This is a genomic window from Lentibacillus halophilus, from assembly GCF_039522485.1.
In the GTDB taxonomy this organism is placed as follows: domain Bacteria; phylum Bacillota; class Bacilli; order Bacillales; family Amphibacillaceae; genus Lentibacillus; species Lentibacillus halophilus.
This window is the reverse complement of record NZ_BAAADM010000042.1, coordinates 1-25,364: the sequence shown is the minus strand read 5'-3', so window position 1 is coordinate 25,364 and position 25,364 is coordinate 1. Positions and strand designations below refer to the sequence as shown.

Sequence of the window (25,364 nt, the reverse complement as noted above, 5' to 3'; positions counted from 1 at the left end):
GAAAAAGTGTACAAAGATAAAGTGCCAGATATATTGGTGTGACAACCACATCGAGAAAAGATTGACACATACCATCGCAGGAGAATCATTGAACTGGACGCATATTCATGATAAATTGAAAAGACAGAATTAAATGAATAAACAATGCATGGAACGTTCGTGCTGTGTATATTTTTGCATGCACCTGCCTATTCAACGCAGAGACAAACGGAATACAATCAGAAGGTGATGACATGGACAAAACTGAAGAACGTGCGTGGGAGATAATCCAGTTTCAAGGCACGGAATCTTCTGTCAAAAATGATGAGGTTACCAGCGAATGGCCGCTTACGGTTGTTTTGAACGGGGATGAATTTGCCACCATCGTGTGCTCGCCCACTGATTTAAACGATTTGCTGATAGGATTCCTCGCATCGGAAGGTATCATTCGTTCCTATACGGAGATAACCAGTATGTCCATTGACGACTACAAAGGGTTTGCCTATATGACTGTTGATAAAAAACTGGACGACATCCGTAATGATCATTCCAAACGCTTAATTGGGTCATGCTGCGGGAAAAGTCGGCAGTTTTATTTTAAAACCGATGCCAAAACGGCTAAAACTGTTTACAGCAGGCTGTCAGTATCGGTGGAACAATGTTATGCACTGATGGAAGAAATGCAGCAGCAATCCGAACAATTTATGCGCACGGGATGTGTTCACAATGCCGCACTGGCAGAACCGGATCATCTTCTTGCTGTCAGGACGGATATCGGGCGGCATAATGCCCTTGATAAAATATACGGCCATTTGTTGGAAAACCGGATAGCTGTCAAAAATAAGCTGATCGTATTCAGCGGTCGGCTATCGTCTGAGGTGGTGTTGAAGACAGCCAAAATCGGATCCGGGATTATTCTGTCCAAATCGGCACCGACCGATCTCGCGCTGCGGCTGGCTAACGATTTGCAAATAACGGTCATCGGATTTGCCAGAGGATCCAAAATGAATGTCTATACCCATCCGCACCGAATCATGGAAGCAGCGATGGATTAGTTCGTGAATAATGGTAACACCGGTCATTCAAAACTCAGGAATGGCCGGTGTTTTTTTCTTCGCTGACTTTGCAGCAGGCTGTTTTGTAGAAATATATATTTCTTTATCATCCGACACCCGCCTTGTCCCTTGTTGGTCGACTTGCATAGGATAATGCTGAAAAGGGAAGTAAGGGAGGTGAACCGAGTGGATGATATGTTGAAAAAAGTGGAAAACAAAACAGGTGTCAATAGCAAAGATATTCAGAAGCTCGCTCAATCGGTGAATGGTATGGATTTCTCAGATGAACAGAGTATTCGCCAGCTTGTCAAACAAGTATCGAAAATCGCCAATAAACCGGTTTCCAAGCAAACAGAAGATAAAATTGTTGATACACTGATGAAGAAAAAAGGCCATGTCGATCCATCGACCATTAAAAAAATGATGTAGATCTTAAAAAGTCATCCAAACGGGTGACTTTTTTCATGATGGCGGCGTGGAACGAGCAACATCACATAAAAAAAGGAGCCGTGTGTGGCTCCTTTTTTATAATACAGGCGTTTATTGATTGTTATTTTGTTGTGCTTGCTGCGCTTGTTGCTGAGCCTGCTGAAGCTGCTGTTGCGCCTGCTGGACCTGTGGATCCTGCTGAGCATTGGCACCAGCTTGTGACTGTGCGTTTTGCAATTCCTGCTGAGCCTGCTGAACTTGTTGCTGGGCTTGTTGCAGCTGTTGCGGATCCGCACTCGCTTGAGCTTGCTGTACCGCCTGTTCAGCCTGCTGAGCTTGTTGAACAGCTTGTTGCAGCTGTTGCTGTTGGTTCTGTTGAGCCATAATAAATAACCTCCAATTGGATATTTAGTTTAAGAGCCTTTCATGCTCCTTACCTAGTTGTTACCGATGTCTGTGAAAATATGTATGCTTTTTAAAATTTTTTTCTAGCATTTTAAAACGATACATGCGGAATTATTGTGAAGACGCCATTCACATAAAGTCTGTCTTCCTTTCCTGTATAAGCAAACGACATTTCTTTCATACTAAAAATCATGACTATATCTTCCGCCTGAGAGGTTATCTGAATGAACAAGAACACAGAGCAAAAAAAGATGAAGCGGGATTTTGAAAAATGGCTGTCGGCCTTAAAGAAGAAAGACGGATTCATTCATCACCAGGTCAAGCATCACAATAGCATGGTGCATGTCGGCTATTTCAAGACGTCCGTTGATCCAAAAAAGCTGGAGAAGTATATCCTGACCCGGGTACAGGATTATCTTTATAACAATCTGACGGAGCTGAAAGATCATATTCCCATAACGAAAACAGAACTGCAGAACAACCCGGATACGATAGAAGAAAAGCTTGTAAACGGGTTTTTGTTTATACATATGGAAGGGTCAGACCCGGCCTATCTGCTGGTTCCCGTTCCACTGGATAACAAACGGGAAGTGAGTACACCTGAAGTGGAATTCAGTGTCGTCGGACCTAAGGAAGCGTTTGTGGAAGATATCGATACGAATTTAAATCTCATTCGCAAACGCTTGGCCATTTCGGAATTAAACATTCAAAAACTTCAAGTGGGAACCGTCACAAAAACAGCCGTTGCCGTCGTGTCCATTAAAGGGATAGCAGATGATGATAACGTCCAAACCGTCACTCAGCGAATTAAAGATATGAACATGGATCAGGTTGTTGACAGTTCGTTCGTTCAGCAAACCATTACCGACAATAAAAATTCGCCATTTCCACAGTTGCTTGATACCGAACGGCCTGACCGGATTGCTTCGATCCTGGTGGAAGGAAAAGTTGCTATTTTTGTAGACGGCTCCCCGCATGTGCTGTTGGGGCCGACAACGCTGATTGAATTTTTTTCGGCTTTTGATGACTATTTTTATAATTGGCTGACAGCTTCTGCATTTCGGCTGATTCGTCTTATTGCCGTATTTTTTTCCATTTTGGTCACACCAATTTATGTGGCCGTTCTGACGCACCATTTTGAAATTATACCAAATACAATGCTGAGTACGTTAATCAGCTCCCGGGCACAAGTGCCATTCCCTCCCATTTTGGAGGCCCTTTTGCTGGAAATGGCTATTGAGCTGCTGCGTGAAGCGGGGGCAAGACTGCCGACAAAGGTTGGCCAGACCATTGGTATTGTGGGTGGTATTGTTATTGGTACGGCATCGGTCGAGGCGGGACTGACGAGCAATGTCCTCTTGATTGTTGTCGGAATTGCCGCATTGGGGTCATTTACGACACCCGTGTATAAAATGAGCAACACCATTCGCTTGATCCGTTTTCCGCTGTTAATCGTTGCCCACGTGTATGGTTTGCTCGGACTGGCGATTTTTATTGCTTATATTATGGTGCACTTGCTGCGGCTGACATCGCTCGGCCGGCCGTTTATGGAACCCATTTTTCCATTCCGCATCAAGGATTTCAAAGATGCCTTAATCCGGCTGCCGTTTGAAAAGCAAAACACACGGCCGTATGAAGTCAGACCCAGTAAAGTCATGCGTCCCCCAGCAAAAGAAAACGACCAGACGAGGGATTCCTAATGATCAAGCTAAAAGATAAAGTTTCAGCGTTTTTCGTGTTTTTTTTGATTACCTCATCACAGGTTGGCGTTGGGGTGCTTGGATTTCAGAGGGTTATCGGTCAATACGCCGGCCATGACGCCTGGATAGCTGTCATCATTGCGGGGATCGCCATCAGTGTGATCATCTGGATCATGTATCGTTTGTTGTCTCACCATGATATAGGTGATATTGTCGCTATTCACCGGTTCACTTATGGCAAGTGGCTGGGGGCCATTTTTACCTTGCTGTTCACGGCATACTTAATGCTGATGACTGCCGTGGTATTGCGCACGTATGTGGAAGTCATTCAAGTATGGATGTTTCCGCATATCAAGATATGGGCATTGCTGCTGCTGATTCTGCCCCTTGTTTATTATACGATATCTTCGGAATTCCGGACGGTTGTTGGGGTCTGTTTTCTTGGGGTTGTTTATCCGTCTCTCCTGCTGCTGACATTATTTTACCCCTTGAAATATGCAACATTAACAAACATCATGCCGGTCATGGATCACTCGGTGACTGAGCTTATGCAATCGTCATCATTGGCTGTTCTGGAGTTTATAGGATTTTCCGCTTTGCTTGTGTTTTACCCGTACATCCGGGATGCGGTGAAATCGCAAACGTATGCCCACCTCGGAAATGGGTATTCCTTGCTTATCTATTTAATGGTCAGTCTCGTGACCTATCTTTACTACAATCAGACGGAACTGCGGGAAGTTATCTGGCCAACACTCGGCTTATGGAAGATCATTGAGCTTCCGTTCTTTGCACGCTTTGAATATTTAGGCATAGCCACCCTGTTTTTTGCCATTCTGCCGAACCTTGTGCTGCTGGTTTGGGCGTCGGCACGCACATTGGACAGAACGTTTAACGCAGGGCATAAGCGCATGGCCATCCTGCTGCTTGTTATTTTGTTTGTGGCGAATATCGTTTTGACAGACAGAATGACTATTGGTGTTCTGAATAATGTGCTGGGGAACATCGGGCTCGGTTTTTTGTTTGGCTATGTGCCGTTCTTATTTGTTCTGAATTGGATTCGCAGAAAGGGGCAGAAAAATGGGCCGTAATTATGCTGTTTTCCTGTTATTCGTTATGATCAGTATGGGAGTCAATTTTAATATGCCTAAAAAAATTATTGACCAAATTCAGATGGTTACGGTCGCTGGTCATGACCTTGCAGAAAATGGGAAAGTAACAACGACTGTTGTCACCCCCTTTTTTCCGGCAGAGAGCCAGCAGAAGGACTTGCGGTATACCGGGACAGCTAACAGCATTTATAAAAACAAGCTTAAGCTGAACGAACAGGCATCGGAACAGCTTCTTGACGCTAAAATGATGATGTCGATGTACAATAAAGACCTGGCAAAAAAAGGACTGTCTAATTATGTGCGTTACCTGTTGCGTGATCCATCGATCGGCAATGCGTTGTACCTGGCTGTTGTTGAAGATTCTTCAGAAGATTTTCTGAACACCGTTAAATTTTCTAAAGGAGTCGGCAAGTATATGGAGGATTTAATGCGGCATAACGTGAAGCACGGGCCGCTGCCGATGTCGAACTTGAAAACGTTCAGTTCCGGATTGATAAGCAAAGGGCAGGATCCATTTCTTCCGGTTTTTGGGCTTAAGAAGGGCCATCCGCGTGTGAAAGCTCTGGCCTTTTTCGATGAGGATAAACTGGTGGCTACGATACCGATTGAGAAAGCTTCGGTGTTTAAGAAGCTGTATGAAAGTGTTGAGGATGGCCAATACAATATTGCTGCTTCCGATTTTAAAGCGTCCATTCAAAATATGGATTCATCGAGACATATAAACGTTGTCCAAAAAAACGGACAAATAGAAGTAACGATCAATGTGCAAATGGACGGCGTCATCAGGGAATTTTCCAAGGATAGAGCATCAAGATACCTCACGGAAATAGAAAAAAAGGTGCAAAAGGATTTTCGGAAAAATGCCAAACGGCTCATTGACCGTTTTCAGGAGCTGGGAGTCGATCCGCTCGGCATCGGCGAACGGGCCAAGGAACAAATCCGGGATGTTCAGCAAAAAAAATTTAAAGACGTCTATCCCGATATTCCCATCACGGTTAAAACGGATATGGTGCTTACGGAATACGGTGTCAGAAACTGAGACAAGCGGCGATGGAGGGGCTAACCAGCAGCACCGGATTATAACTGTCACCCCAGTCACATATCATCGATGGACGCAAATGTTTTCTCGAAATCAAGGTGGACAACTTCCCATAAATAAAACGAAGCGATGGTCAGATGCGGACGCCAGACTGTCTCCTTTTCCACCAAAATGTTCCGACGTTCCGATTTATCCACCCCGTACAACCATTTAGCACCACGTTGAATGCCTATATCATCGATGGCGAGCACGTTCATTCGGCGAAGCGAAAAAATAAGGAACATTTCCGCCGTCCATTTTCCAATTCCTTTGATGCCTGTCAACTGCTTTATGGCGTCGTCGTTATCACGTTCATGCAATTGGTCCAGTCTTAGGTCGCTGCTGAGAATTTTTTCAGCCAGATCACGCAAGTAAACAACTTTTCTGCCTGACAGACCGATGGCTCGTAACGATTCATCCGATGCTGATGAAATGGTTTCGGCCGTAATGTGCTCATCCAGAAGGGCATCCAGACGTTTAAAAATAGCACTCGCTGCTTGTACGGAAATCTGCTGGCCGATGATGGCGCGTACGAGCGATTTAAATAACTCAGGGCGCATAGTTGCTTGTATATCTCCGATTGTATGGATCAGTTTGCCCATGGTTGGATCAGCCTGTCCCAGTTCCATAACGGCTTGATCATCTTGCTTAATGGTTAATGGTTCCATAAATCCACCTCGTCTTTATTATATTTGGGAAATGAAAGGATGATCACGGAAATTTGTTAGCCTAAACTATCATTCTTTGGTATAATTATGATGCTATCAATTCAATGCATTTTTTACAATCTGCATGTATGTGCTGTTTATTATTATAAGAGAGGTGGATATTGTATGTCTAAACCAAAAATAGTTGTCCTTGGCGCAGGATATGCCGGTATGATGACAACAAAACGGTTAATGCAAAAACTACGCCCGGAAGAAGCAGAATTGGTGCTTGTCAATAAGCATAATTACCATTATCAAACAACGTGGCTTCATCAAGTGGCAGCTGGTACGGTCAACCCAAATCAAGCCCGCATGATGATCAGTGATGTTATCAATCCCAATCGTGTCAATCTGATTTATGATGACGTGATTGATGTGAAAAAAGATGATCACCGTGTCGTTTTAAAAAACAGTGAAATTACATATGATTATTTGGTTATTTCATTGGGCTTCGAGACGAATACATTTGGCATTAAAGGGATGGAGAAAAATGCATTTTCCATTACTGACATTGAATCAAGCCGCATGATCCGCGAGCATTTGGATTATAAATTTGCCAAATACAGCTCATCCGATCAACCAAAAGACGAGGATCTGAACATACTCGTCGGCGGTGGCGGGTTTACAGGCATTGAATTTGTCGGTGAATTGGCCGAAAAAGTGCCGGAACTGTGTAAAAAATATGATGTCCCCCGCAATAAGGCGCGCATTATTAATGTCGAAGCCGCGCCGAGCATATTGCCGGGCTTTAATAACGAGCTTATTGACTATACACGACGATCGTTGGAAGACCGCGGCGTTGAATTTATGGAAGGTGCCAAAATTAACGAATGCAAGAAAAATAGCTTTGTGATCGGTGATGACAATGAAGAGGTCAAAGCGGGCACCATTGTTTGGACCGGCGGTGTCACCGGAAATTCACTCCTGTCCAAAGCCGGATTTGATATTACGAAAGGCAAAGTAACCGTTAATGGAGATATGCGTGCACCGGGTGAAGAAAACATTTTCATTCTTGGTGACTGTGCGTGGGTTATGGATGAAGAGAAAGGCAAACCATTTCCACCGACAGCACAAGCAGCCATGCAGCATGCAGATACGTGTTCCAACAATCTGCGGGCGCTGTTGCATAATGAGCCATTGGATAAATTTGTATTTGATGACAAAGGAACAGTGGCGTCCCTCGGTCAATCAGATGCCATGGGAACCATATTCAATGACACGAAATTGTACGGCAAACCGGCTGTTTCCATGAAAAAAGTCATTGATAACCGTTATCTGTTTATGCTTGGCGGACCGAGACTCATCCTGAAAAAAGGTAAATTGCGCATGCTTTAATTAATCGAGGAGGGCTTTTTTATGAAAAATTCTGTACTGTATGTGTTCTTGTTAGCCATTGCGGCTATGACCGGATATACCGTGGCAACACGCAGTCTTGAGAACACACGGGACTTTCGTTAAGGCTGAACAACGGAAGTAAAAGAAACAAACCTATGAACCATCCTGTGTAAATAACCATCAGGATGGTTTTTTCATATTTTATTAAAAATGTGATGATTATCACTGTTTGAATCGTATTAATCATGTAGGATGAATGATAGGGAGGGAATTTCCATGACCATTAAACTGCTTATTTTGTTGACGATTCTTTTTATAGCGGCATTGGGTGGGACTCTTTACGCTTTTAAACAGGAAGAGAACAAAATGAAACGATTGGAAGAAGAGGGGGATACAGCGGATGATCAGCTGCGTCGCTCCCGTGAGTATGAATCATCATCACTTAAATCAAATATACCGCTGCAGATTGCCATATATAGCATTGCCATTGTCGGTTCATTGCTCGTTTTTGCGTTCTACATTAACTGACCATTGATTGCAGAATCTATCCATCCACTGGCATATTTTTAAAGCAATGATGGATGCTAACAGACAGGAGGTGGTGATATGTTGACCGTTTTCCTGTCTGTTTTATTGGCATCAACGCCGTTATCGATTATGCATGATGGACAAATGGTAGACAAATTAGTGAAAGAAGATTTTGAACTTACCGGCGTGGATAGACTGTTCATGGATGATGTCAAGCTGGATTTTCAAATGGATGTTTTAAATAAGAAAGTGTATCAGGCACCGGTGAGCGCCAAATTGGATGACAACGGTGACATCATAAGCGAAAAGCCTGGTTTGGCACTGGATAAGACAACGTTTCGAACGATGTTCCGTGACTATTTTTACTATGGCGAACCAGCCGAATTGACGCTGCCTACACGTAACGTTTATCCGCGTGTTGACAGTGAGCTGCTAGCTGATATTACAGAGCAAACCGTCGGCCATTATCGAACAACCTTCCGTCAAACGAATAAAAAACGGACGCGCAATATTGAATTGGCAACAAAGGCCATTGATAATCAGGTTATCTTTCCGAATGAATCGTTTTCATTTAACGAAACAGTCGGCAAACGGACGAAAGAAAAAGGGTATAAACGCGCGCCGGTTATTGTTAAAGGCGAATTGGCTGAAGATATCGGCGGCGGGATTTGCCAAGTTTCCTCGACACTGTACAATGCTGTTGATATCAATGGCATCAGCATTGTTGAACGGTATTCGCACAGCCGCAGTGTTCCCTATGTGCCCCCGGGGCGTGATGCAACGGTGAGCTGGCATGGACCTGATTTTGTCTTTAAAAATACAACGAGCAGACCGGTTCTGATCCGTGCCTCAGCGAAAAATGGAAATATGGCGATTGAAATTTTGTCATCAGAGTCACGATAAATGGAAAAAGGGCAATTCCCGTCTTCTTTCTACTTTTTTTGCAATGATTTTTGGTTAACATTTAAGGAAAGGGAGGTGCCTCGCATGGATATTTTGAACTTGGACGACTATTTTAAACAAGATTTGGTGTCTAATTACCACGACCGCCTTAAGGAACTGTTGGACGAGTTTAAACGCGGTCATTATCCGAATGTGCTGTCCAAATCATCCGACCTGCGTGCAGAGACGGACCTGGATAATGAGATGCGCGAGAAATTGCGCATGGTGGAAGCCATAGCGCATTCGGAAATAGGCGAGGTAAAAGCAGCCACATCCATTATATCGGAGCTGTTCAATACATCTAACATCGATAATATGCTATTGGGTGAGTTGGCGTACATGTGTGATTTTAAATTGGCCCGCCGGATTTTAAGCACAGCCGTTAATCAAATGGAAAACGACGACACGACCGATCGTCTTACATTGGCACGTGGTTATTTGGTGCTGGCTGAAACAGAAGAAAATCTGGAAAAATTTGTTCGGGCCATTAAATATTTTAAAAAAGGACTGAGTTATTTTCAAACGGACGATTCGACGGATCAGTATATGATACTATATCTGCATTTTAAAATCGGCATGATGTATTCCATGCAGAATGAACCGGAACAATCATTGGCGTATCACAGCTATGTCCTGAATAACGCCGGGGAAACAAACGTCGGATTGAAAATAAACAGCTTGGTGACGATTGCCAAAACATATGGAAGCAATAATGACAATGAAAAAGCGTACCCCTATCTGGAAAACGCACTCAACCTTCTGCAAGGATCGGAACAGGAACAGACCGCCACTCATGCCGAAGCGTTGACAGAAATGGCTTATTATCATTTTTATAAATCGGCATTGCAGCAGGCAGTCCCATATTATCGCGAAGCCGTTGCCATTTATGAGAAACTGTCGCAAACGCCGCACAGAAAATTAGGGATGATTGACATGCAATATGCCTACTGCCTGGAATATATGGAAGAAAACGATATCTCTCAGGCCGGAAACACATATGAAAAAGCTGTGGCCCGTTTGGAGAAAACGAATGATCGTGAACTGTTGGAAAATGCACTGGGCGATGTAATTGCTTTTTTCGATCGAACTGGTCAAGAAAAGAAAAAACAGCAATACGAAGACCGATTTGTAAAACTGACTAATGCGTAATACATGCTTACGACCATGATGGATCATAGATGTAGTTTTTAATACATAACTGTCACTATGCTGGTAGAAAGACGAAATAAAAAGTCTCGATTAAATCGAGGCTTTTTTTATTTTGTCAAAAGACTGCTGTAACAAGGATGAACATACATAACGTTCCTTTCAGGGAAATCAATTAAAAATTTTTAAAAAAAGGGGTTGCATTTTTTAAACACATCCCATAAACTGTACTATAACAACACGATAAATGAATTAACTGTTATATATAAGGAAGGAGGCTCATATATGATTAAGCCAATGTGCCCTGAATGTGGTGGAACCATTGATGAACGAAGCATGATTCTTGAATGCGAGTACTGCTTGTCCAAAAAAGAAGAATAGAGTGTCATCGGTTCAAGCTTACGAAATATGAATCGTGTGAATGACCATGAATGGTCGGGAAATTTAACGTAACGGTCTATGAATAAATCAAAGGGGGACACTGATATGTCTAATCAACGTGTGGAAAAGATTCAAAAAGACTGGGAGAATAATATGCGCTGGGTAAGTGTGGAACGGCCGTATTCTGCTGAGGATGTGGATCGACTACGAGGCTCTTTGGATATGGAATACACACTGGCTCAAAAAGGTGCGGAAAAGTTGTGGGATCGGCTCAATGGTCCGAATTATATTAATGCATTGGGTGCTCTGACGGGAAATCAGGCGGTACAGCAGGTTAAGGCAGGTTTGCAGGCCATTTACTTAAGTGGCTGGCAGGTTGCCGCAGATGCCAATGAAGCAGGACAAATGTACCCGGATCAAAGTCTATACCCGGTCAACAGTGTCCCCACAGTTGTTAAACGGATTAACCAAGCGCTGCAACGGGCCGATCAAATTCATTATTCAGAGGGGGATGACTCAACGGATTGGTTTGCTCCCATTGTTGCTGATGCTGAAGCAGGATTTGGCGGTCAATTGAACGTATTTGAATTAATGAAATCCATGATTGAAGCCGGTGCATCGGCTGTTCATTTTGAAGATCAGCTGGCCTCCGAAAAGAAATGCGGTCATTTGGGCGGAAAAGTTCTTTTGCCGACACAGACGGCCGTACGCAATCTTATCTCTGCCAGACTCGCAGCTGATGTCATGGGAACGCCAACCGTTATTATTGCACGAACGGACGCTGATGCGGCTGACATGATTACGAGTGATATCGATCCGGACGATGCAGAGTTTATTACCGGTGAACGGACGTCAGAAGGATTCTTTAAAACAAAAGCCGGATTGGATCAGGCGATTGCACGAGGCTTAGCTTATGCTCCTTATGCGGATATGGTCTGGTGTGAAACATCGGAGCCGAATCTGGAAGACGCTAAACGGTTTGCGGATGCCATTCATGAACAATATCCGGATAAAATGCTGGCTTACAACTGTTCCCCTTCCTTTAATTGGAGAGGAAAACTTTCAGAAAAAGAAATTAAAGAATTTCAGGATAAATTGGCTGAGATGGGATACAAATTCCAATTTGTTACATTGGCCGGTTTCCATGCCTTAAATCACAGCATGTTCGACTTGGCAAGAAAGTATAAAGAGGATGGTATGGCCGCTTATTCCGAACTGCAACAGAACGAATTTGCCAGTGAAAAGCACGGTTATACAGCAACACGTCATCAACGTGAAGTCGGAACGGGATATTTTGATGATGTGGCCCAGGTTATCTCCAATAACACATCGTCAACGGGCGCATTGGCAGGATCAACAGAATCAGAACAGTTTAATTCATAATTGAGAAAACAGGCAGACCCAAACGCCGCCTTGTGTGTTGGCTTATTGGGCTGCCATCTTTTTTTACATAGGAGAACATGGCGATATATACTGGAAATAAACCATTGATACAGGAGGGGATGTCTCATGCGTGAATTAATTGGTCCGTGTCACATTTGTGGTGAGAATGTTTATTGCGAGAACGGGTTTTTCGATGGCGTTCAAGAGGATGGACAATTGCTCTGCCATGAATGTGCGGGTGACGAATATGGTTCATAGATTGTTGTCTTTCAAAGGTGTATGATGGTCGCCATGTTCCAGTCTGCACCGCTTCCTTTACTTGTGCATAGGCTATGTACACAGTTGAGAAAGGAAGTGGTCGTTTTGGAACTGACTGCCGCCCATGCGTTATATGGGATTTTTACGCTGATTATCATTTTGACAATGATTTTCCGTAGAGGTGTTGTGCTGCCAACGTTGCTTGGAACATTTATTATCGCCTGGGTGTACAAAGGAAGTATGATTAGCGGGTTCACAGCCATATTTAACGCAAATCTTGTTGCAGCGAAAGAACTTTTTAATATATTCCTCATTATCACCTTCATGATAGCCTTATTGCATTCGTTAAAAGATCTTGGCGCCGACCGGCGAATGATTCAACCGATTCAGAAACTGATGATTAATGGACATGTTTCCTTTTTCGTGTTAATCGTTGTTACCTATTGTATTTCCCTATTCTTTTGGCCGACACCGGCCGTTCCGCTCATCTGTGCTCTTCTTGTTCCTGCAGCAATCCGCTCTGGTCTTCCCGCTATAACAGCAGGTGTCGCGGTTGCATTAGCCGGGCAAGGCATGGCACTGTCGTCTGATTACATTGTGCAAGTAGCCCCCAATCTATCGGCAGTGTCAGCAGGCATTGATACAACAGTTGTCGCTGAGAAAGCACTTATACTGTCACTCGTGGCAGGAGCAGCGGCGATTGGCATGGCTTATGTTCTTTACCGCAGGACAATACGCTCAAAAGACGATCCACTTAATGAAATTGAAATGAATCAAATGCAAACTGCCAAGGAATCCGAAAACACATCGAAATCCGTTCATCTGACAGTATGGAGCAAATTGTTTGCCGTCCTTGTCCCGATTTCCCTGCTCGCCGTGGTTATTTACATGATGGTTGCAAAAGTAAATTCCGGCCGCACGACCGGGTTTGAAGGCGGTGATGGTGCAGCATTTGTCGGTGGTGTTGCCGTTATACTCCTACTTTTGTCAACGGTCGCTTTCGGCCGTCAGCACGCGCTCGACTATATTACCAACCATATAACAGAGGGGTTTGTGTTCGCGTTTAAAGCAATGGGACCGGTAATCCCGATTGCAGGGTTCTTTTTCCTTGGCAGTTCTGACTTTTCCGGCAGTATACTCGGGATCGATGACAACGCACCAGGATTGTTGTTTGATCTTGTCAAATCTTCGCAGGCATTTCTTCCACAACATGCTTTTCCGGCTGCATTCAGCATATTGATTATTGGCATCGTCTCAGGTCTTGATGGATCCGGGTTTTCCGGCTTGCCATTGACCGGCGCACTGGCCTCATCGCTGCAAAATGGGGCCATTGATGCGGGTACTTTGGCGGCTATTGGACAAATGGGGTCAATTTGGACCGGTGGTGGAACCATTGTTGCCTGGTCATCATTAATAGCTATTGCCGGTTTTTGTGGTGTGTCGGTCATGGACCTCGTCCGCAAAAACTTTCTACCGGTTATGTTCGGTTTGTTTCTGTCCACAGTTGTTGCGTTGATTGTTTTCTAACCAGTAATCCACTACCCTTAAATGATGAATAAAAACCCGGCAAAGATGTGTGAACAACATTTTTGCCGGGTTTTTATAATGAATTTTTAAATTATTCGCATTTTTACTGGCATAAATAATATAATCCTAGTACCATAAGGCGTAAATAATAAGAAAATTAAATTAATTTTGACAGGAGGGAGCAAACTTGGAAAAGGTGAAAAATCGTTGGTTAATCGCTCTGTCGGGTGTAGGCATTCATATTTGTATTGGGTCAGCATATGCATGGAGCGTATTTACCAATCCAATGGCTGATGCGTATGGTTGGAGCACGAGTCAGATTTCCTTTGCATTCAGTATCGCTATCTTTCTTCTCGGCTTTTCTGCTGCTTTTCTGGGAACATTTGTTGAGAAAAAGGGGCCGCGCATTTCAGGAATGCTTGCTGCAGTGTTTTTCGGAATTGGTGTCATGGGAACCGGTTTGGCGACAGCCCTTGAATCATTGACATTGATGTATCTCTTCTACGGTATTATTGGTGGAATAGGTCTGGGCATTGGCTATATTGCGCCTGTATCAACCCTCGTCAAATGGTTCCCGGATCACCGTGGTTTGGCGACAGGCCTTGCTATTATGGGGTTTGGCTTCGCATCGCTGATCAGTGGTCCGGCGGGAGAAGCGTTAGTCAGTTCGGTTGGTATTCCCAATGCATTTTTTATATTGGGAGCAAGCTATTTGATCGTTATGATGGCTGCGTCTCAGTACCTTGCACCGCCTCCTGAAGGTTGGAAGCCCAAAGGCATGCAAGATGACCAAGCCTCTCAACCGAAACGTCAAAAAGAAGATCTTTCGCAAATGACGGCCAGAGAGGCCATTAAAACAAAACCATTTTGGATGCTGTGGACGATGCTGTTTTTGAATGTGACGACAGGTATTGCGATCATCTCGGTTGCATCACCAATGGGACAGGAAATTGCCGGCATGTCAGCTGTTACAGGAGCTTCCATGGTCGGGATAATGGGGCTTTTCAATGGTGTCGGGCGAATCGGTTGGGCGACGATTTCCGACTATATTGGCCGGCCGAATGTGTACACATTGTTTTTCATTATAGGAACCATCGCGTACTTTTTCTTGCCGGTTATCACATCGATTGTTTTGTTTCAAATTCTCGTATATGCCATCGTGTCCTGTTATGGAGGCGGGTTTTCATCGGTTCCGGCTTATATTGGCGATTTGTTCGGAACAAAACAGCTTGGTGCCATCCATGGCTACATGCTGACCGCCTGGGCAGTCGCCGGTATTGTTGGCCCGATGCTCTTGTCGTTGATCTATGATTCAACCAACAGTTATCAGCTGGTCCTCGTTATATTTGGCATCATGCATGTCGTTTCGTTATTGATCTCTATTTGGATCAGGGCAGTCATGCGGAAGATGAAGGAAGGATCGTTGTATACGGGTTTCGAAGACGTTTCCAATCGTTAAATTGATAGACTATCTTCGCAAAAGTCATAAAACTGATTCGTTTTTATGCCACGTTATGTTATAATATTGCTAAAATAGTTATTTATTAAATAAACCATCCGTGGGCAATCAAAAAATGCCCACGGATAAACATGGCACTTTATCAAATAAGGGAGGGTGGAAGGTGGAAAACCACGACCATCTTATCGTAACGATCGATGGGGAAGACTATTTGGCTTCTCCGGGTCAGAACTTATTGGATCTGATCAACACAACAGAAACGTTTGTTCCGCAAATTTGTTATAACGAATCGTTGGGTCCTATCCAGACATGTGATACGTGTATGGTTGAATTGGACGGGGAAATAGTCCGCGCATGCGGAACCACCGTACAGGCAGGCATGAATGTGAAGACAGATCCAGTGCATGTGAATACAGCACAGAAAGAGGCGCTGGATCGAATACTGGAAAATCATGAGCTGTATTGCACGGTCTGTGATTATAATAATGGATCATGTGAAATTCATAATACCGTACAGGAATTCGGACTTGAACACCAGTCACGCCCGTTTGAGTCCAAACCATATGAAATCGATAATTCCAGCCCGTTTTACCGGTATGATCCGGATCAGTGCATTTTATGTGGACGATGTGTTGAAGTGTGCCAGGATATTCAAGTGAACGAAACACTTTTAATTGATTGGAATCGTGAGCGTCCGCGTGTTGTTTGGGATAATGATGTACCGATTGATGAATCATCCTGCGTTGGCTGCGGTCAATGTGTAACCGCTTGCCCGTGCAATGCCCTAATGGAAACATCCATGGTGGGTGAGGCCGGCTATATGACCGATCATGAACCAGGTTTGCTCCGATCCATGATTGATGTAACCAAGACAGCGGAGCCTGGATACGGCCCCTTATTTGCTGTTTCCGACACAGAGGCATCAATGCGTGAAGAGCGTATTGACAAGACAAAAACCGTTTGTACATACTGCGGTGTCGGCTGCACGTTTGATGTATGGACCAAAGATCGGAAAGTGCTTAAGGTGGAGCCGCAACAGGAATCACCGGCCAATGGTATATCCACTTGTATCAAAGGAAAATTCGGCTGGGATTATGTGAATTCGGAAGAACGTCTGACCAAGCCGCTTATTCGTAACGGGGAGTCGTTTGTTGAAGTGGAATGGGATGAGGCATTGAACTATACAGCGAAGCGCTTTGAAGAGATTAAGGCTGACAAAGGCGCGGATGCACTAGGATTTATCTCCTCATCTAAAGCGACCAACGAAGAGTCGTACTCCATGCAAAAATTGGCGCGGCAAGTTATCGGCACGAACAATGTTGATAACTGCTCCCGCTATTGTCAATCACCGGCGACGAAGGGGTTATTTCGAACCGTTGGGCATGGCGGTGACTCCGGATCTATTGATGACATTGCCAAGGCAGATATGGTGATAACAATTGGATCCAATACGGCGGAATCTCATCCTGTGCTCGCTTCACGGATTAAACGCTCGCAAAAATTGTTTGGGCAGACGTTATACGTGTTTGATTTGCGCAAACAGGAAATGGGTCAGCGCGCTGATCGGTTTTTCCAGCCGAAGAGTGGCACGGACCTTGTCTGGCTGTCGGCGGTGACCAAATATATTATAGACCAAGGATGGGAAGACCGCGCATTTATCGATCAATGGGTAAACGATTTTGATGCTTACAAACAATCGTTAGAACCTTTTACGCTTGAGTATGCGGAGGAGATGACCGGCATTACCCAGGCGAATTTGACAGAGATTGCTGAACAGGTTGCAAGTGTCGGGAAATTAGCCATATGCTGGGCTATGGGTGTCACACAGCACCAGCTTGGCAGCGATACAAGTACAGCCATCTCCAATCTGCTGCTCGTCACCGGCAATTACATGCGCGAAGGAACCGGTGCTTATCCATTGCGCGGACACAATAATGTGCAAGGGTGCAGCGATTTTGGAAGCATGCCGAATTTCTTCCCCGGTTATGAAGAAGTTGCATCCGATGAGGTGCGCCAGCGCTATGAAAATGCGTGGGGAGTGGATATTCCTGCTACGCCCGGTCTGGACAATCACGAAATGATCGGTGCCATCCATGAGGGTGAGCTCCAAAGTCTCTATGTTCTCGGTGAGGACACGGGTATTGTGGATGCCAACATCAATTATGTAACAGCTGCATTTGAAAAACTGGACTTCTTTGTCGTACAGGATTTGTTTTTAACGGAGACGGCCAAATATGCTGATGTTATTTTGCCGGCTGTTCCAAGTCTTGAAAAGGAAGGAACGTTTACCAATACAGAACGTCGCATCCAACGGTTGTATCAGGCGCTTGATCCGGTTGGTGACTCCCGCCCGGATTGGCGGATCATTAGGGATATTGCTGAAAAACTGGGTTATGACTGGCTTTATGACAGCCCGTCAGACATTATGGATGAGGCAGCGTCCCTGGCACCATTGTTTGCCGGTGTCAGCTACGACAGATTAACCAACTACAATAGTCTGCAATGGCCGGTGGCACCGGATGGCACAGACACGCCACTTCTGTTCACAGACGGATTCCCATTTGCTGATAATAAGGCGAAGTTGTATCCATTGTCATTTGAGTTGAGGTATGACACAGATGATGAATATGATTTGCATGTGAATAACGGTCGCGTGCTAGAGCATTTCCATGAAGGGAATATGACATATAAGTCGCCTGGCATCACTAGTAAAATGCCCACCGCTTTTATAGAAGTATCGCCTGATCTGGCGAATGAACGGGGCATCAATGAAGGCGCTGAAGTAAAATTGATATCAAGAACAGGAGAAGTTACTGGAGCGGTGCATATTACCGATCGCGTCAGCGGCAATGAACTGTATTTGCCACTAAATGACAATGGACGAACAGCTATTAATTATTTAACGGACAATAATGTCGATAAAGATACGGACACACCGGCGTATAAAGAGGTCGCGGTGAAAATGGAAGTCATCAAGAAAAAAGGAAAAAGTCCGCTTCCGCCAAACAACTACCGGCGCGGCAATCCGCAACCGCAAGTAAGTGTCCGGGTTGAGGAAAAATGGGAGCGTGACGACTATATTTTTCCGGGAAGTCAGGTGAAACAGAATGGCTGAAAAAATATCAAATGTAAAGCGGATGGAAATACCTGAAGAAACCATTCGTCAGAACAACCTGGAGGAAGTGGCAACAGCCGTCAGTAACCATAAGACGTCTATTCTCAAAGGCATTGATCTGCTGGAAGCTCTTAATCAGAGTGAAATGCTCGATACGCTGACAGCTCTTGTTAAGCATCGGGAAGCTGCACTGTCCAATATCACACGCGAACTGAATAAGTCTGAGTATGCCGCGCCTGTTGAAAACATCGTGAAATTGGTTCAAATAGCAGGAAAAATGGATGTGGATGAAATGCAGTATTTAGCTGATCGGATGAACCATGCGGTCAAGGAGGCTGCTGCTTCCGAGACATCGGAAAAGACATCCTATATGGATTTGCTTAAAGCATTGAAAGATCCGGAGATAAATCGAAGCGTCACGATGCTGTTGCAGTTTTTGCGCGGCATGGGAAAAGCTTAAATAAAACCCTGGCAGCGATTGACGCTGTCAGGGTTTTAATAACGTCAGAGACTGTAAATGATGGATGACCGTATAATGGCCGTGAGAGCCTTTCTCACGGACTTTTTGTCATCTTTCCGGCCCGCTTTTGGCCATGAGAGCCCCTCTCACGGACTTTTTGTCATCTTTCCAGCCCTTTTTTGGCCGTGAGAGCCCCTTTCTCGGACTTTTTGACATCTTTTCAGCTCGTTTTTGGCCATGAGAGCCTTTCTCTCGGACTTTTTGACATCTTTTCAGCTCGCTTTTTTCAGTGAGAATGTCCCAGCCTCTTTTTTTCTCATCTCACATCTGGGTATATTGTAAAATAAAGTTGTACTAGAAAACGTTTTCCGCATATATTCCAGTGAGGGATTTTTAATTTCTGTCAGATCCTGCCCATAACTTGGGGGATATTTTTAATCGGCAGATCGGTGGTTACCCAAATAGCCACCAGCCTTGATGTCATTGAAATCGATCCGCAGAAAGAGACGGGCGCCTATATAAAAGAAGTGAAATCCAATATCAGCAATGTTGTGCATTCCGGTATGATGGAAGAGGTACACCGTCAGCTGGATACAGCAAAAGCATCCCCCGGTGCCGATGAAGCGGCGCTATTCGATAAATTAATATCAATTATTTTAGAAGAGAGGCAACATTATGATAAGCTGATATTTGACACAGCACCAACAGGACATACGATCCGTCTGCTGTCACTGCCTGAATTGATGGGAGTCTGGATTGAGGGAATGCTGCAGAACCAGACAACGAGACATTTCCGGAACAAGAAAAAATTTATATCCCACTTTTTTCACACGACATAACCGAAAAACAGGATATTAGTACATTAAGTAACTATTTATAAGGAGGACGTAAGAAAATGAGAGCATATGTACATGAAGAAGGTGCATTACATCTTAAAGACATGAACAAACCGTTTGCGGATCACGGACAGGTCACCGTTGCGTTAAAAACAGCCGGAATGAACCGGCGCGATTGTGCTGTTCCCGGCCGGCGGGGAGATGATGCTAAGGCGCTTATTCTCGGTTCGGACGGAGCAGGTGTTATCGAATCCGCCGGGGAAGGTGTCACGGCATTTTCGCCGGGAGATGAGGTTATTATAAATCCGGCACTTGGCTGGTATGACAATAGTGATGCACCACCGACATCATTTGATATTTTGGGGATGCCTGATCATGGAACGTTTACGGAGTATATCGTTCTGCCCGCAGAGCAAGTGGAAAAAAAGCCGGACCATTTGTCATGGAAGGAGGCAGGTGTGCTTGCGTTGTCAGGCTTAACCGGTTACAGGGCATTGTTTACAAAAGGGAATGTTAAAAAGGGCGAGACGGTTTTTATTCCCGGGGCTGGAAGTGGCGTCGCAACGTTCCTAATTCAATTTGCCAAAAAGGCGGGTACACGAGTGATTGTCACCTCCCGCAGTCAGGAAAAACGGGAACAAGCAGAAAAACTTGGAGCCGACCGCGCCATTGATACCAACAGCAGCTGGCCGGAAGAACTCGCGGACGAAACGATTGATTTAGTCATTGATAGTGTAGGTAGGGCAACATTTAACCGCTCATTAGAGGTATTAAAGAAAGGCGGGCGATTCGTTACATTCGGTGCGACAACGGAAGATACGGTTGAATTGAATATCCGAGCATTTTTTTATGGACAATATCAGTTGATTGGCACAACGATGGGAAGCAGAGATGAACTTCGCGATATGATCCAATTTATTGAAAACCACAACATACATCCGGTGGTTGATCAGGGATTTACGCTTAACGAAGCGTCCGACGCGTTCTCGTATTTAAAAGAAACCAAACAATTTGGAAAAATCTACATCGATATTCGCTCGTAGCATGAAACAGACCCCTTCAATCCGAGGGGGTCTCCTTTATTCATTCACATATGGTTTGAGCTTACTGATTGCCTGCTGAAGTCGTTCGCTGTTTGTTTGGTAGAGGGTTTTGGATTGTTCGTTTTCCGTCTCTAGAGCAAACATTTCCAAATCGGCTTGACATTTTTTCATGGTGGCCAAAAGGAGGGGTTTTTCGGTCGGACTTGGCACTGAGAGCTGATCATCGAATAAATCAACCGTCAACTGGCCATCACTGTCAACTTGTCCAAGAAAAACGTTTTCTATGCTGACGTTCATCTTTTCCAGCTCTGTCTCCAGCCAATTTGGATTCAACGATGCATTCGCCAATGGTTCCAGCAGCACTTTTCCATCCATGATGACGGTTTGAGGTTCTTTCACAGGTGATACGTTAATTCCCAATATGCTCGGTGTAACCGGCTGATGCTGTTTTTGCGGAAGCACATTCACGTCTCCGTTCGGTTCAATGACGGCAAATTCGACATCGGCAGCAGTAAAGATTTGATTGTTGCGCAATTTGCTGAGGAGATCGTCGGTTGATACCCGTTCTTTTTTCAAATTATCCTCCATAATTTTACCATTTTGAATGAGTACGGTTCCTTTGCCTTGCGTGACATTGCGGAATCGTTTACTTTTCATTGCAATGAATACGGCTATATAAGGAATCATGAACCATACAGCCAACGCTGTAAGGCCATATACGATCGGAGTGGCCGGATTGACGGTATTCAAGGCCACGATTCCGCCAATAACGATCATCACCATCGATTCAAACGCAGTCATCTGTGCCAAGCTTTTTTTGCCGAGACCTTTGCTCAAAACAAATAAAACGAGTAATAAGGTTACCGAACGAATGATGATTTCAACCCAGTTTGGCACAATATCCACTCCTTTGCCTGTTTGTATGGGATGTTAAAACACTCTGCCACTTCGCTTAGAGTCAGCTTTTATACTGCGGCTCTTCCTTCGTCAGGAAAATAACTTGGTTCTCCAAGTCCTTTTGAATGGTTTGAATCGTTTTCCGGACGTCTTGAAACGCCTGTTCAGCTTCTTGATCCTGTGTTTTAGCTGCCAGGGTTTCCAGTGTCGCTTCAACACTTTTAAGCGACGCAAAACATCCTTTTACTTGTGCACCGACTGTCATAATGAACACTCCTATCCTTTTGGTTTGAAAAGAAAGGCACCGATGAGACCAAAAATAATAGCTGCCGAAATTCCGGCACTCGTGACCTCAAAAATGCCTGTTACAACACCGATCAATCCATGCTGTTCAGCTTCCTGCATGGCACCTTCGACGAGTTGATTGCCGAAATTAGTGATTGGCACCGTCGCACCGGCGCCTGCGAAATTAATAAGTGGTCTGTATAAACCAATTCCTTCCAGTACAGCGCCGGAAACGACGAAGATGGTCAGTGCCACGCCTGGATTCAATTTAAACACGTCGAATAGAATTTGTCCGATGACACAAAAAAGGCCACCAACAACGAACGCCCAGAAAAAAATCATGATCCATCACATCCTGCTTCGATGGCTACGGCGTGGGCAATACAAGGAATGGTATCTTTTTGTTGTACGCTCAATGGTGAATGTAATGAGCCTGTTGCCACAACAAGAATGCGGGTGAGTTGTTTTTCTTTGAGCAACTGCAAATAATGCCCGTAAACACCAACGGCTGAACTGGCTGTTCCACTTGCGCCGGAGAAAACAGGTTGATCCTTCCGATAAATCGTCAGTCCACAATCTTCATACATGGCTTCCGTAATCCCAATATTTTTCTTTTGTAACATATCCAGAGAAGCCTCCTGCCCAACTTGACCAAGGTCGCCTGTAATAATTAAATCATAGTGCGATGCATCCACATTCAAATCACGTAAATGGGCTTCAATCGTATCAACAGCAGCAGGAGCCATTGCCCCACCCATATTGAATGGGTCGGTCACTCCCATATCAACGATTTTACCCATCGTTGCCGACGTTACTTTTGGCCCAATACCATTTTTGGCGACGAGTGCACATCCAGCACCGGTCACGGTCCATTGAGCGGTAGGCGGTTTTTGTCCGCCATACTCCGTTGGATACCTGAATTGTTTTTCGGCGGCTGCATTATGGCTGGCGGTTCCACTTAAAATATAATCCGCCCCATTGCTATTAAGGAAAAATGCAGCAAGTGCCAGGCTTTCCATGGAGGTGGCACATGCGCTGAATAATCCCAAATAAGGAATATCCATGGTTTTGGCAGCGAAATTGCTTGGTGTAATCTGGTTGATTAAGTCGCCACTTATAAAAAATTGAACGTCTTCCTTTTGAATCAGGCTGTTCTTAATAGCCATTTGGCTTGCTTCTTCCATCATTATTTGTTGTGCTTTTTCAAATGATGATTGATTCATCCAAATATCGTCGTGCAATATATCAAATGCTTCCGGTATTCGACTTTCAGCCTCGAATGGGCCGCCAACCGTACCGGTCGAGATAATGACAGGCTGATTGTCAAAGATCCATGTACGTCCTTGCAACATTACAAGCCACCCCACTGTTTAAAAATTGTTTTGATTAGAACGATGACAAAGGCTGAAAAAACACCGTACACAATAACTGGTCCGGCCAGTTTGAACATATTGCCACCAACACCAATAATGAAGCCTTCTGATCGATGTTCAATGGCTGCTGATATGACAGAATTTCCAAAACCAGTGACAGGAATTGTCGATCCAGCCCCGGCGAATTGGCCAATACGATCATAAACCCCAAATCCAGTCAAAAGCATCGTTATAAAAATGAGAGTCGCCACGGTTGGATTGCCTGCTGTCTGTTCCGTGAAATTAAAGAAATAGATGTATATGGTGGATATAACTTGACCGATGAAACAAATAAAACCGCCTACGAAGAATGCTTTTACGCAATTTTTTAACAAAGGGCGTTTCGTTTCCCTTTTGTTTTGAAATTCCTGATACCGTTGTGCAGCCGGTGGTAAATTTTTCTTCTTTTTATTTGCCATGGTCGATCACGCTCGCTTTATGTTTTATCTTTCATTAACTTGATTTCCTGTTTTGCTTTTTTCTTCAGTTCTTTTTTGGACAATTTGTCTTTGGCTATCGTTTTTTCGAGTTGTTTGAGGTCAAGTACGATTCGTTTGTCTATGGACACGTTCACTTTGTAGTCGGGAAATCGTTTGTTCATTTGTTTGCGCACATTTTTTCGAATGGAATCCAGCTGAAAACGTTTGTGATGTTTGATCTCAAATGCGATAAGAAGTTTTTTATCGGTATTAATCGCATAAATCGCTGTTATAGATTCCCGTTTTTTCAATTTTTCTTTTGCTTGGTTGGCAATGGATTGGCTCATAGTACCGGTGGTCGTTATTTTTTGAAAATGCGTATTGTCCGGTTTCGACTGTGATGTATCATTGTCGTTCGGTGCTCCACACCCTATCAAGAAAATAATCATTCCGAGTATCAGCGCGATTTGACATAATTTCATGGCCTTCCTCCAAATGGCATGAGGCTGGCTGTGATGGCCAGCCTCACGGTTTAAAATCCTTTATATTGTGGTTCTTCCTGCTCGATTTGCTGTACGCGCGGCTCTACCGACTGAAGTATGGTTTGTGTCTGTTGTGCAGCACTTTCATACAACTTTTTAGCCTGTTTGTTTTCGGTTTCCAGGGCAAATTGTTCAAAGCTTGCCTGTGCGCTTTTTAAACCAGCGACTGTTTGTTTCACTTGGGTTGCGACGGTCATTGGTATCCTCCTTCAAGAACGGGTTTTTAGGTCACAGCAAACGGGAATAAAGAAAATAAGTTCTTTTTCCCAAGTGCTTCATCATTTATTTTTTAAAGAATGATTGGAATTATGCTTTCTATTTTTTTCCCTTTTTTTATGAATGATTGGAAACGTTTGAGCAGTGCCATTCGTCTAATAAGAAGACAGGAGGATTACATGTGAAAAAAGTAGGAAGTATCTTGGTTATTGTTAGTGGTTTGCTTTTTTTATCGCTGTATTTGGTTTATGGGCAGGTGGATGCTGAGCTCGTCAGCGACAAAACAAAAGAAATACATAAAGGTAATTTTATCCTCCATATCCGAGTGGAGGATGTGGAGAATGGTTTCCAAGTACTTCGGTCGATTCAATATATGGGGGACAAGCCTATTACATTGAAACATCAGACACCACTCATTTCTGTTTCATTCCAAAATCGGAATCACGACTATACAGGCAGCACTATTTCGAAAACGGTCCACAAAGGTGGCAGTTACCATCCGCAGGGACCAAAAATATTTAAAGCACCTACCGAAGGAGAACACGCATTATACAGTCAATCGACGTTCACAGCAGGCGGAGAGACGATAACGATTAATCATAAGGATAACCTTTTATTTAAGTAGGCAGAACGAATGGTTGCCATTGATATGTGTAAAATAATTCTCGGGGCCACCTGAGGCAATTTTCTAGTCAAAAAAGAGAAGGCACTCTATCAT

At 44.2% G+C, this 25,364-nt stretch carries 26 protein-coding genes and 1 pseudogene; 18 read left to right on the top strand and 9 right to left on the bottom strand.

Annotated elements, in window-relative coordinates; all coding sequences use genetic code 11:
* Positions 1-233: 233 nt before the first annotated feature.
* Together fdhD and ABDZ72_RS08755 are read left to right on the top strand one after the other, a co-directional pair.
* Complete coding sequence (gene fdhD / locus ABDZ72_RS08760; protein WP_343752432.1) at positions 234-1,034, top strand: formate dehydrogenase accessory sulfurtransferase FdhD; 801 nt, start codon at positions 234-236, stop codon at positions 1,032-1,034.
* Positions 1,035-1,229: 195 nt separating this feature from the next.
* Positions 1,230-1,463: a stage VI sporulation protein F gene (locus ABDZ72_RS08755; protein WP_343752433.1), complete on the top strand. Its 234-nt coding sequence runs from the start codon at positions 1,230-1,232 to the stop codon at positions 1,461-1,463.
* Positions 1,464-1,574: 111 nt separating this feature from the next.
* Here the strand turns inward: ABDZ72_RS08755 and ABDZ72_RS08750 are convergent, their stop codons facing one another.
* A complete protein-coding gene (locus ABDZ72_RS08750) occupies positions 1,575-1,847 on the bottom strand; it encodes a hypothetical protein (protein ID WP_343752431.1) in 273 nt (90 codons plus the stop codon).
* A 245-nt stretch (positions 1,848-2,092) separates the two neighbouring features.
* Between ABDZ72_RS08750 and ABDZ72_RS08745 the strand changes: the two genes are divergently transcribed.
* The 3 genes from ABDZ72_RS08745 to ABDZ72_RS08735 are packed head-to-tail and all read left to right on the top strand — an operon-like array spanning position 2,093 to position 5,716.
* A complete protein-coding gene (locus ABDZ72_RS08745; protein WP_343752430.1) occupies positions 2,093-3,568 on the top strand; it encodes a spore germination protein in 1,476 nt (491 codons plus the stop codon).
* Positions 3,568-4,656 carry a GerAB/ArcD/ProY family transporter gene (locus ABDZ72_RS08740; RefSeq protein ID WP_343752429.1) on the top strand — a complete coding sequence of 363 codons (1,089 nt, stop codon included), beginning with the start codon at positions 3,568-3,570 and terminating at the stop codon, positions 4,654-4,656. Before ABDZ72_RS08745 ends, ABDZ72_RS08740 begins: the two co-directional genes overlap by 1 nt.
* Positions 4,646-5,716, top strand: coding sequence for a Ger(x)C family spore germination protein (locus ABDZ72_RS08735; protein WP_343752428.1), 1,071 nt, complete (start codon positions 4,646-4,648; stop codon positions 5,714-5,716). The genes ABDZ72_RS08740 and ABDZ72_RS08735 overlap by 11 nt, the downstream gene beginning before the upstream one ends.
* 56 nt (positions 5,717-5,772) lie before the next feature.
* On the opposite strand, the gene ABDZ72_RS08730 is transcribed toward ABDZ72_RS08735, so the two are convergent.
* The gene (locus ABDZ72_RS08730; protein ID WP_343752427.1) at positions 5,773-6,423 is read right to left on the bottom strand and encodes a DNA-3-methyladenine glycosylase family protein; all 651 of its coding nucleotides are present in this window, start codon (positions 6,421-6,423) and stop codon (positions 5,773-5,775) included.
* 165 nt (positions 6,424-6,588) lie between these two features.
* Here ABDZ72_RS08730 and ABDZ72_RS08725 point away from each other — a divergent pair, with 165 nt between their 5' ends.
* The 12 genes and pseudogenes from ABDZ72_RS08725 to ABDZ72_RS08670 all read left to right on the top strand — a co-directional run bounded on the left by ABDZ72_RS08725 (position 6,589) and on the right by ABDZ72_RS08670 (position 20,875).
* Positions 6,589-7,797 (top strand): NAD(P)/FAD-dependent oxidoreductase, encoded by a 1,209-nt coding sequence (locus ABDZ72_RS08725; protein ID WP_343752426.1) that lies wholly within the window; start codon positions 6,589-6,591, stop codon positions 7,795-7,797.
* Between the two features lie 276 nt (positions 7,798-8,073).
* Positions 8,074-8,325 carry a hypothetical protein gene (locus ABDZ72_RS08720; RefSeq protein ID WP_343752425.1) on the top strand — a complete coding sequence of 84 codons (252 nt, stop codon included), beginning with the start codon at positions 8,074-8,076 and terminating at the stop codon, positions 8,323-8,325.
* Between the two features lie 78 nt (positions 8,326-8,403).
* Positions 8,404-9,228: a VanW family protein gene (locus ABDZ72_RS08715; protein ID WP_343752424.1), complete on the top strand. Its 825-nt coding sequence runs from the start codon at positions 8,404-8,406 to the stop codon at positions 9,226-9,228.
* 84 nt (positions 9,229-9,312) lie between these two features.
* Positions 9,313-10,416, top strand: a complete 1,104-nt coding sequence (locus ABDZ72_RS08710) for a tetratricopeptide repeat protein (RefSeq protein ID WP_343752423.1) — start codon at positions 9,313-9,315, stop codon at positions 10,414-10,416.
* A gap of 483 nt (positions 10,417-10,899) precedes the next feature.
* Positions 10,900-12,177, top strand: a complete 1,278-nt coding sequence (gene aceA, locus ABDZ72_RS08705; RefSeq protein WP_343752422.1) for an isocitrate lyase — start codon at positions 10,900-10,902, stop codon at positions 12,175-12,177.
* 126 nt (positions 12,178-12,303) lie between these two features.
* On the top strand, positions 12,304-12,435 hold the full coding sequence (locus ABDZ72_RS08700; RefSeq protein ID WP_343752421.1) for a hypothetical protein: 132 nt from the start codon (positions 12,304-12,306) through the stop codon (positions 12,433-12,435).
* Positions 12,436-12,540: 105 nt separating this feature from the next.
* Positions 12,541-13,962: a hypothetical protein gene (locus ABDZ72_RS08695; protein WP_343752420.1), complete on the top strand. Its 1,422-nt coding sequence runs from the start codon at positions 12,541-12,543 to the stop codon at positions 13,960-13,962.
* Between the two features lie 187 nt (positions 13,963-14,149).
* Positions 14,150-15,421 carry an L-lactate MFS transporter gene (locus ABDZ72_RS08690; RefSeq protein WP_343752419.1) on the top strand — a complete coding sequence of 424 codons (1,272 nt, stop codon included), beginning with the start codon at positions 14,150-14,152 and terminating at the stop codon, positions 15,419-15,421.
* Positions 15,422-15,584: 163 nt separating this feature from the next.
* Positions 15,585-18,536, top strand: coding sequence for a formate dehydrogenase subunit alpha (fdhF, locus tag ABDZ72_RS08685; protein ID WP_343752418.1), 2,952 nt, complete (start codon positions 15,585-15,587; stop codon positions 18,534-18,536).
* Positions 18,529-18,996 (top strand): helical membrane plugin domain-containing protein, encoded by a 468-nt coding sequence (locus ABDZ72_RS08680; protein WP_343752417.1) that lies wholly within the window; start codon positions 18,529-18,531, stop codon positions 18,994-18,996. The genes fdhF and ABDZ72_RS08680 overlap by 8 nt, the downstream gene beginning before the upstream one ends.
* A gap of 403 nt (positions 18,997-19,399) precedes the next feature.
* A pseudogene (locus tag ABDZ72_RS08675) lies at positions 19,400-19,775 on the top strand (ArsA family ATPase); the annotation flags it as partial.
* Between the two features lie 116 nt (positions 19,776-19,891).
* Positions 19,892-20,875 carry a zinc-binding dehydrogenase gene (locus ABDZ72_RS08670; protein WP_343752416.1) on the top strand — a complete coding sequence of 328 codons (984 nt, stop codon included), beginning with the start codon at positions 19,892-19,894 and terminating at the stop codon, positions 20,873-20,875.
* Between the two features lie 36 nt (positions 20,876-20,911).
* Here ABDZ72_RS08670 and ABDZ72_RS08665 read toward each other — a convergent pair whose 3' ends face one another.
* The 7 genes from ABDZ72_RS08665 to ABDZ72_RS08635 form a co-directional block, all read right to left on the bottom strand.
* On the bottom strand, positions 20,912-21,772 hold the full coding sequence (locus ABDZ72_RS08665) for a DUF421 domain-containing protein (RefSeq protein ID WP_343752415.1): 861 nt from the start codon (positions 21,770-21,772) through the stop codon (positions 20,912-20,914).
* A gap of 61 nt (positions 21,773-21,833) precedes the next feature.
* Positions 21,834-22,037 (bottom strand): DUF1657 domain-containing protein, encoded by a 204-nt coding sequence (locus ABDZ72_RS08660; protein WP_343752413.1) that lies wholly within the window; start codon positions 22,035-22,037, stop codon positions 21,834-21,836.
* Between the two features lie 11 nt (positions 22,038-22,048).
* On the bottom strand, positions 22,049-22,399 hold the full coding sequence (gene spoVAE / locus ABDZ72_RS08655; protein ID WP_343752412.1) for a stage V sporulation protein AE: 351 nt from the start codon (positions 22,397-22,399) through the stop codon (positions 22,049-22,051).
* Positions 22,396-23,409, bottom strand: a complete 1,014-nt coding sequence (gene spoVAD / locus ABDZ72_RS08650) for a stage V sporulation protein AD (RefSeq protein ID WP_343752411.1) — start codon at positions 23,407-23,409, stop codon at positions 22,396-22,398. The genes spoVAE and spoVAD overlap by 4 nt, the downstream gene beginning before the upstream one ends.
* Positions 23,409-23,888, bottom strand: coding sequence for a stage V sporulation protein AC (spoVAC, locus tag ABDZ72_RS08645; RefSeq protein WP_343752410.1), 480 nt, complete (start codon positions 23,886-23,888; stop codon positions 23,409-23,411). Before spoVAC ends, spoVAD begins: the two co-directional genes overlap by 1 nt.
* A gap of 17 nt (positions 23,889-23,905) precedes the next feature.
* Positions 23,906-24,370, bottom strand: coding sequence for a YhcN/YlaJ family sporulation lipoprotein (locus tag ABDZ72_RS08640; RefSeq protein WP_343752409.1), 465 nt, complete (start codon positions 24,368-24,370; stop codon positions 23,906-23,908).
* Between the two features lie 50 nt (positions 24,371-24,420).
* A complete protein-coding gene (locus ABDZ72_RS08635; RefSeq protein ID WP_343752408.1) occupies positions 24,421-24,627 on the bottom strand; it encodes a DUF1657 domain-containing protein in 207 nt (68 codons plus the stop codon).
* Between the two features lie 200 nt (positions 24,628-24,827).
* On the opposite strand from ABDZ72_RS08635, the gene ABDZ72_RS08630 reads away from it, so the two are divergent.
* Complete coding sequence (locus ABDZ72_RS08630) at positions 24,828-25,271, top strand: hypothetical protein (protein WP_343752407.1); 444 nt, start codon at positions 24,828-24,830, stop codon at positions 25,269-25,271.
* Positions 25,272-25,364: the final 93 nt, after the last annotated feature.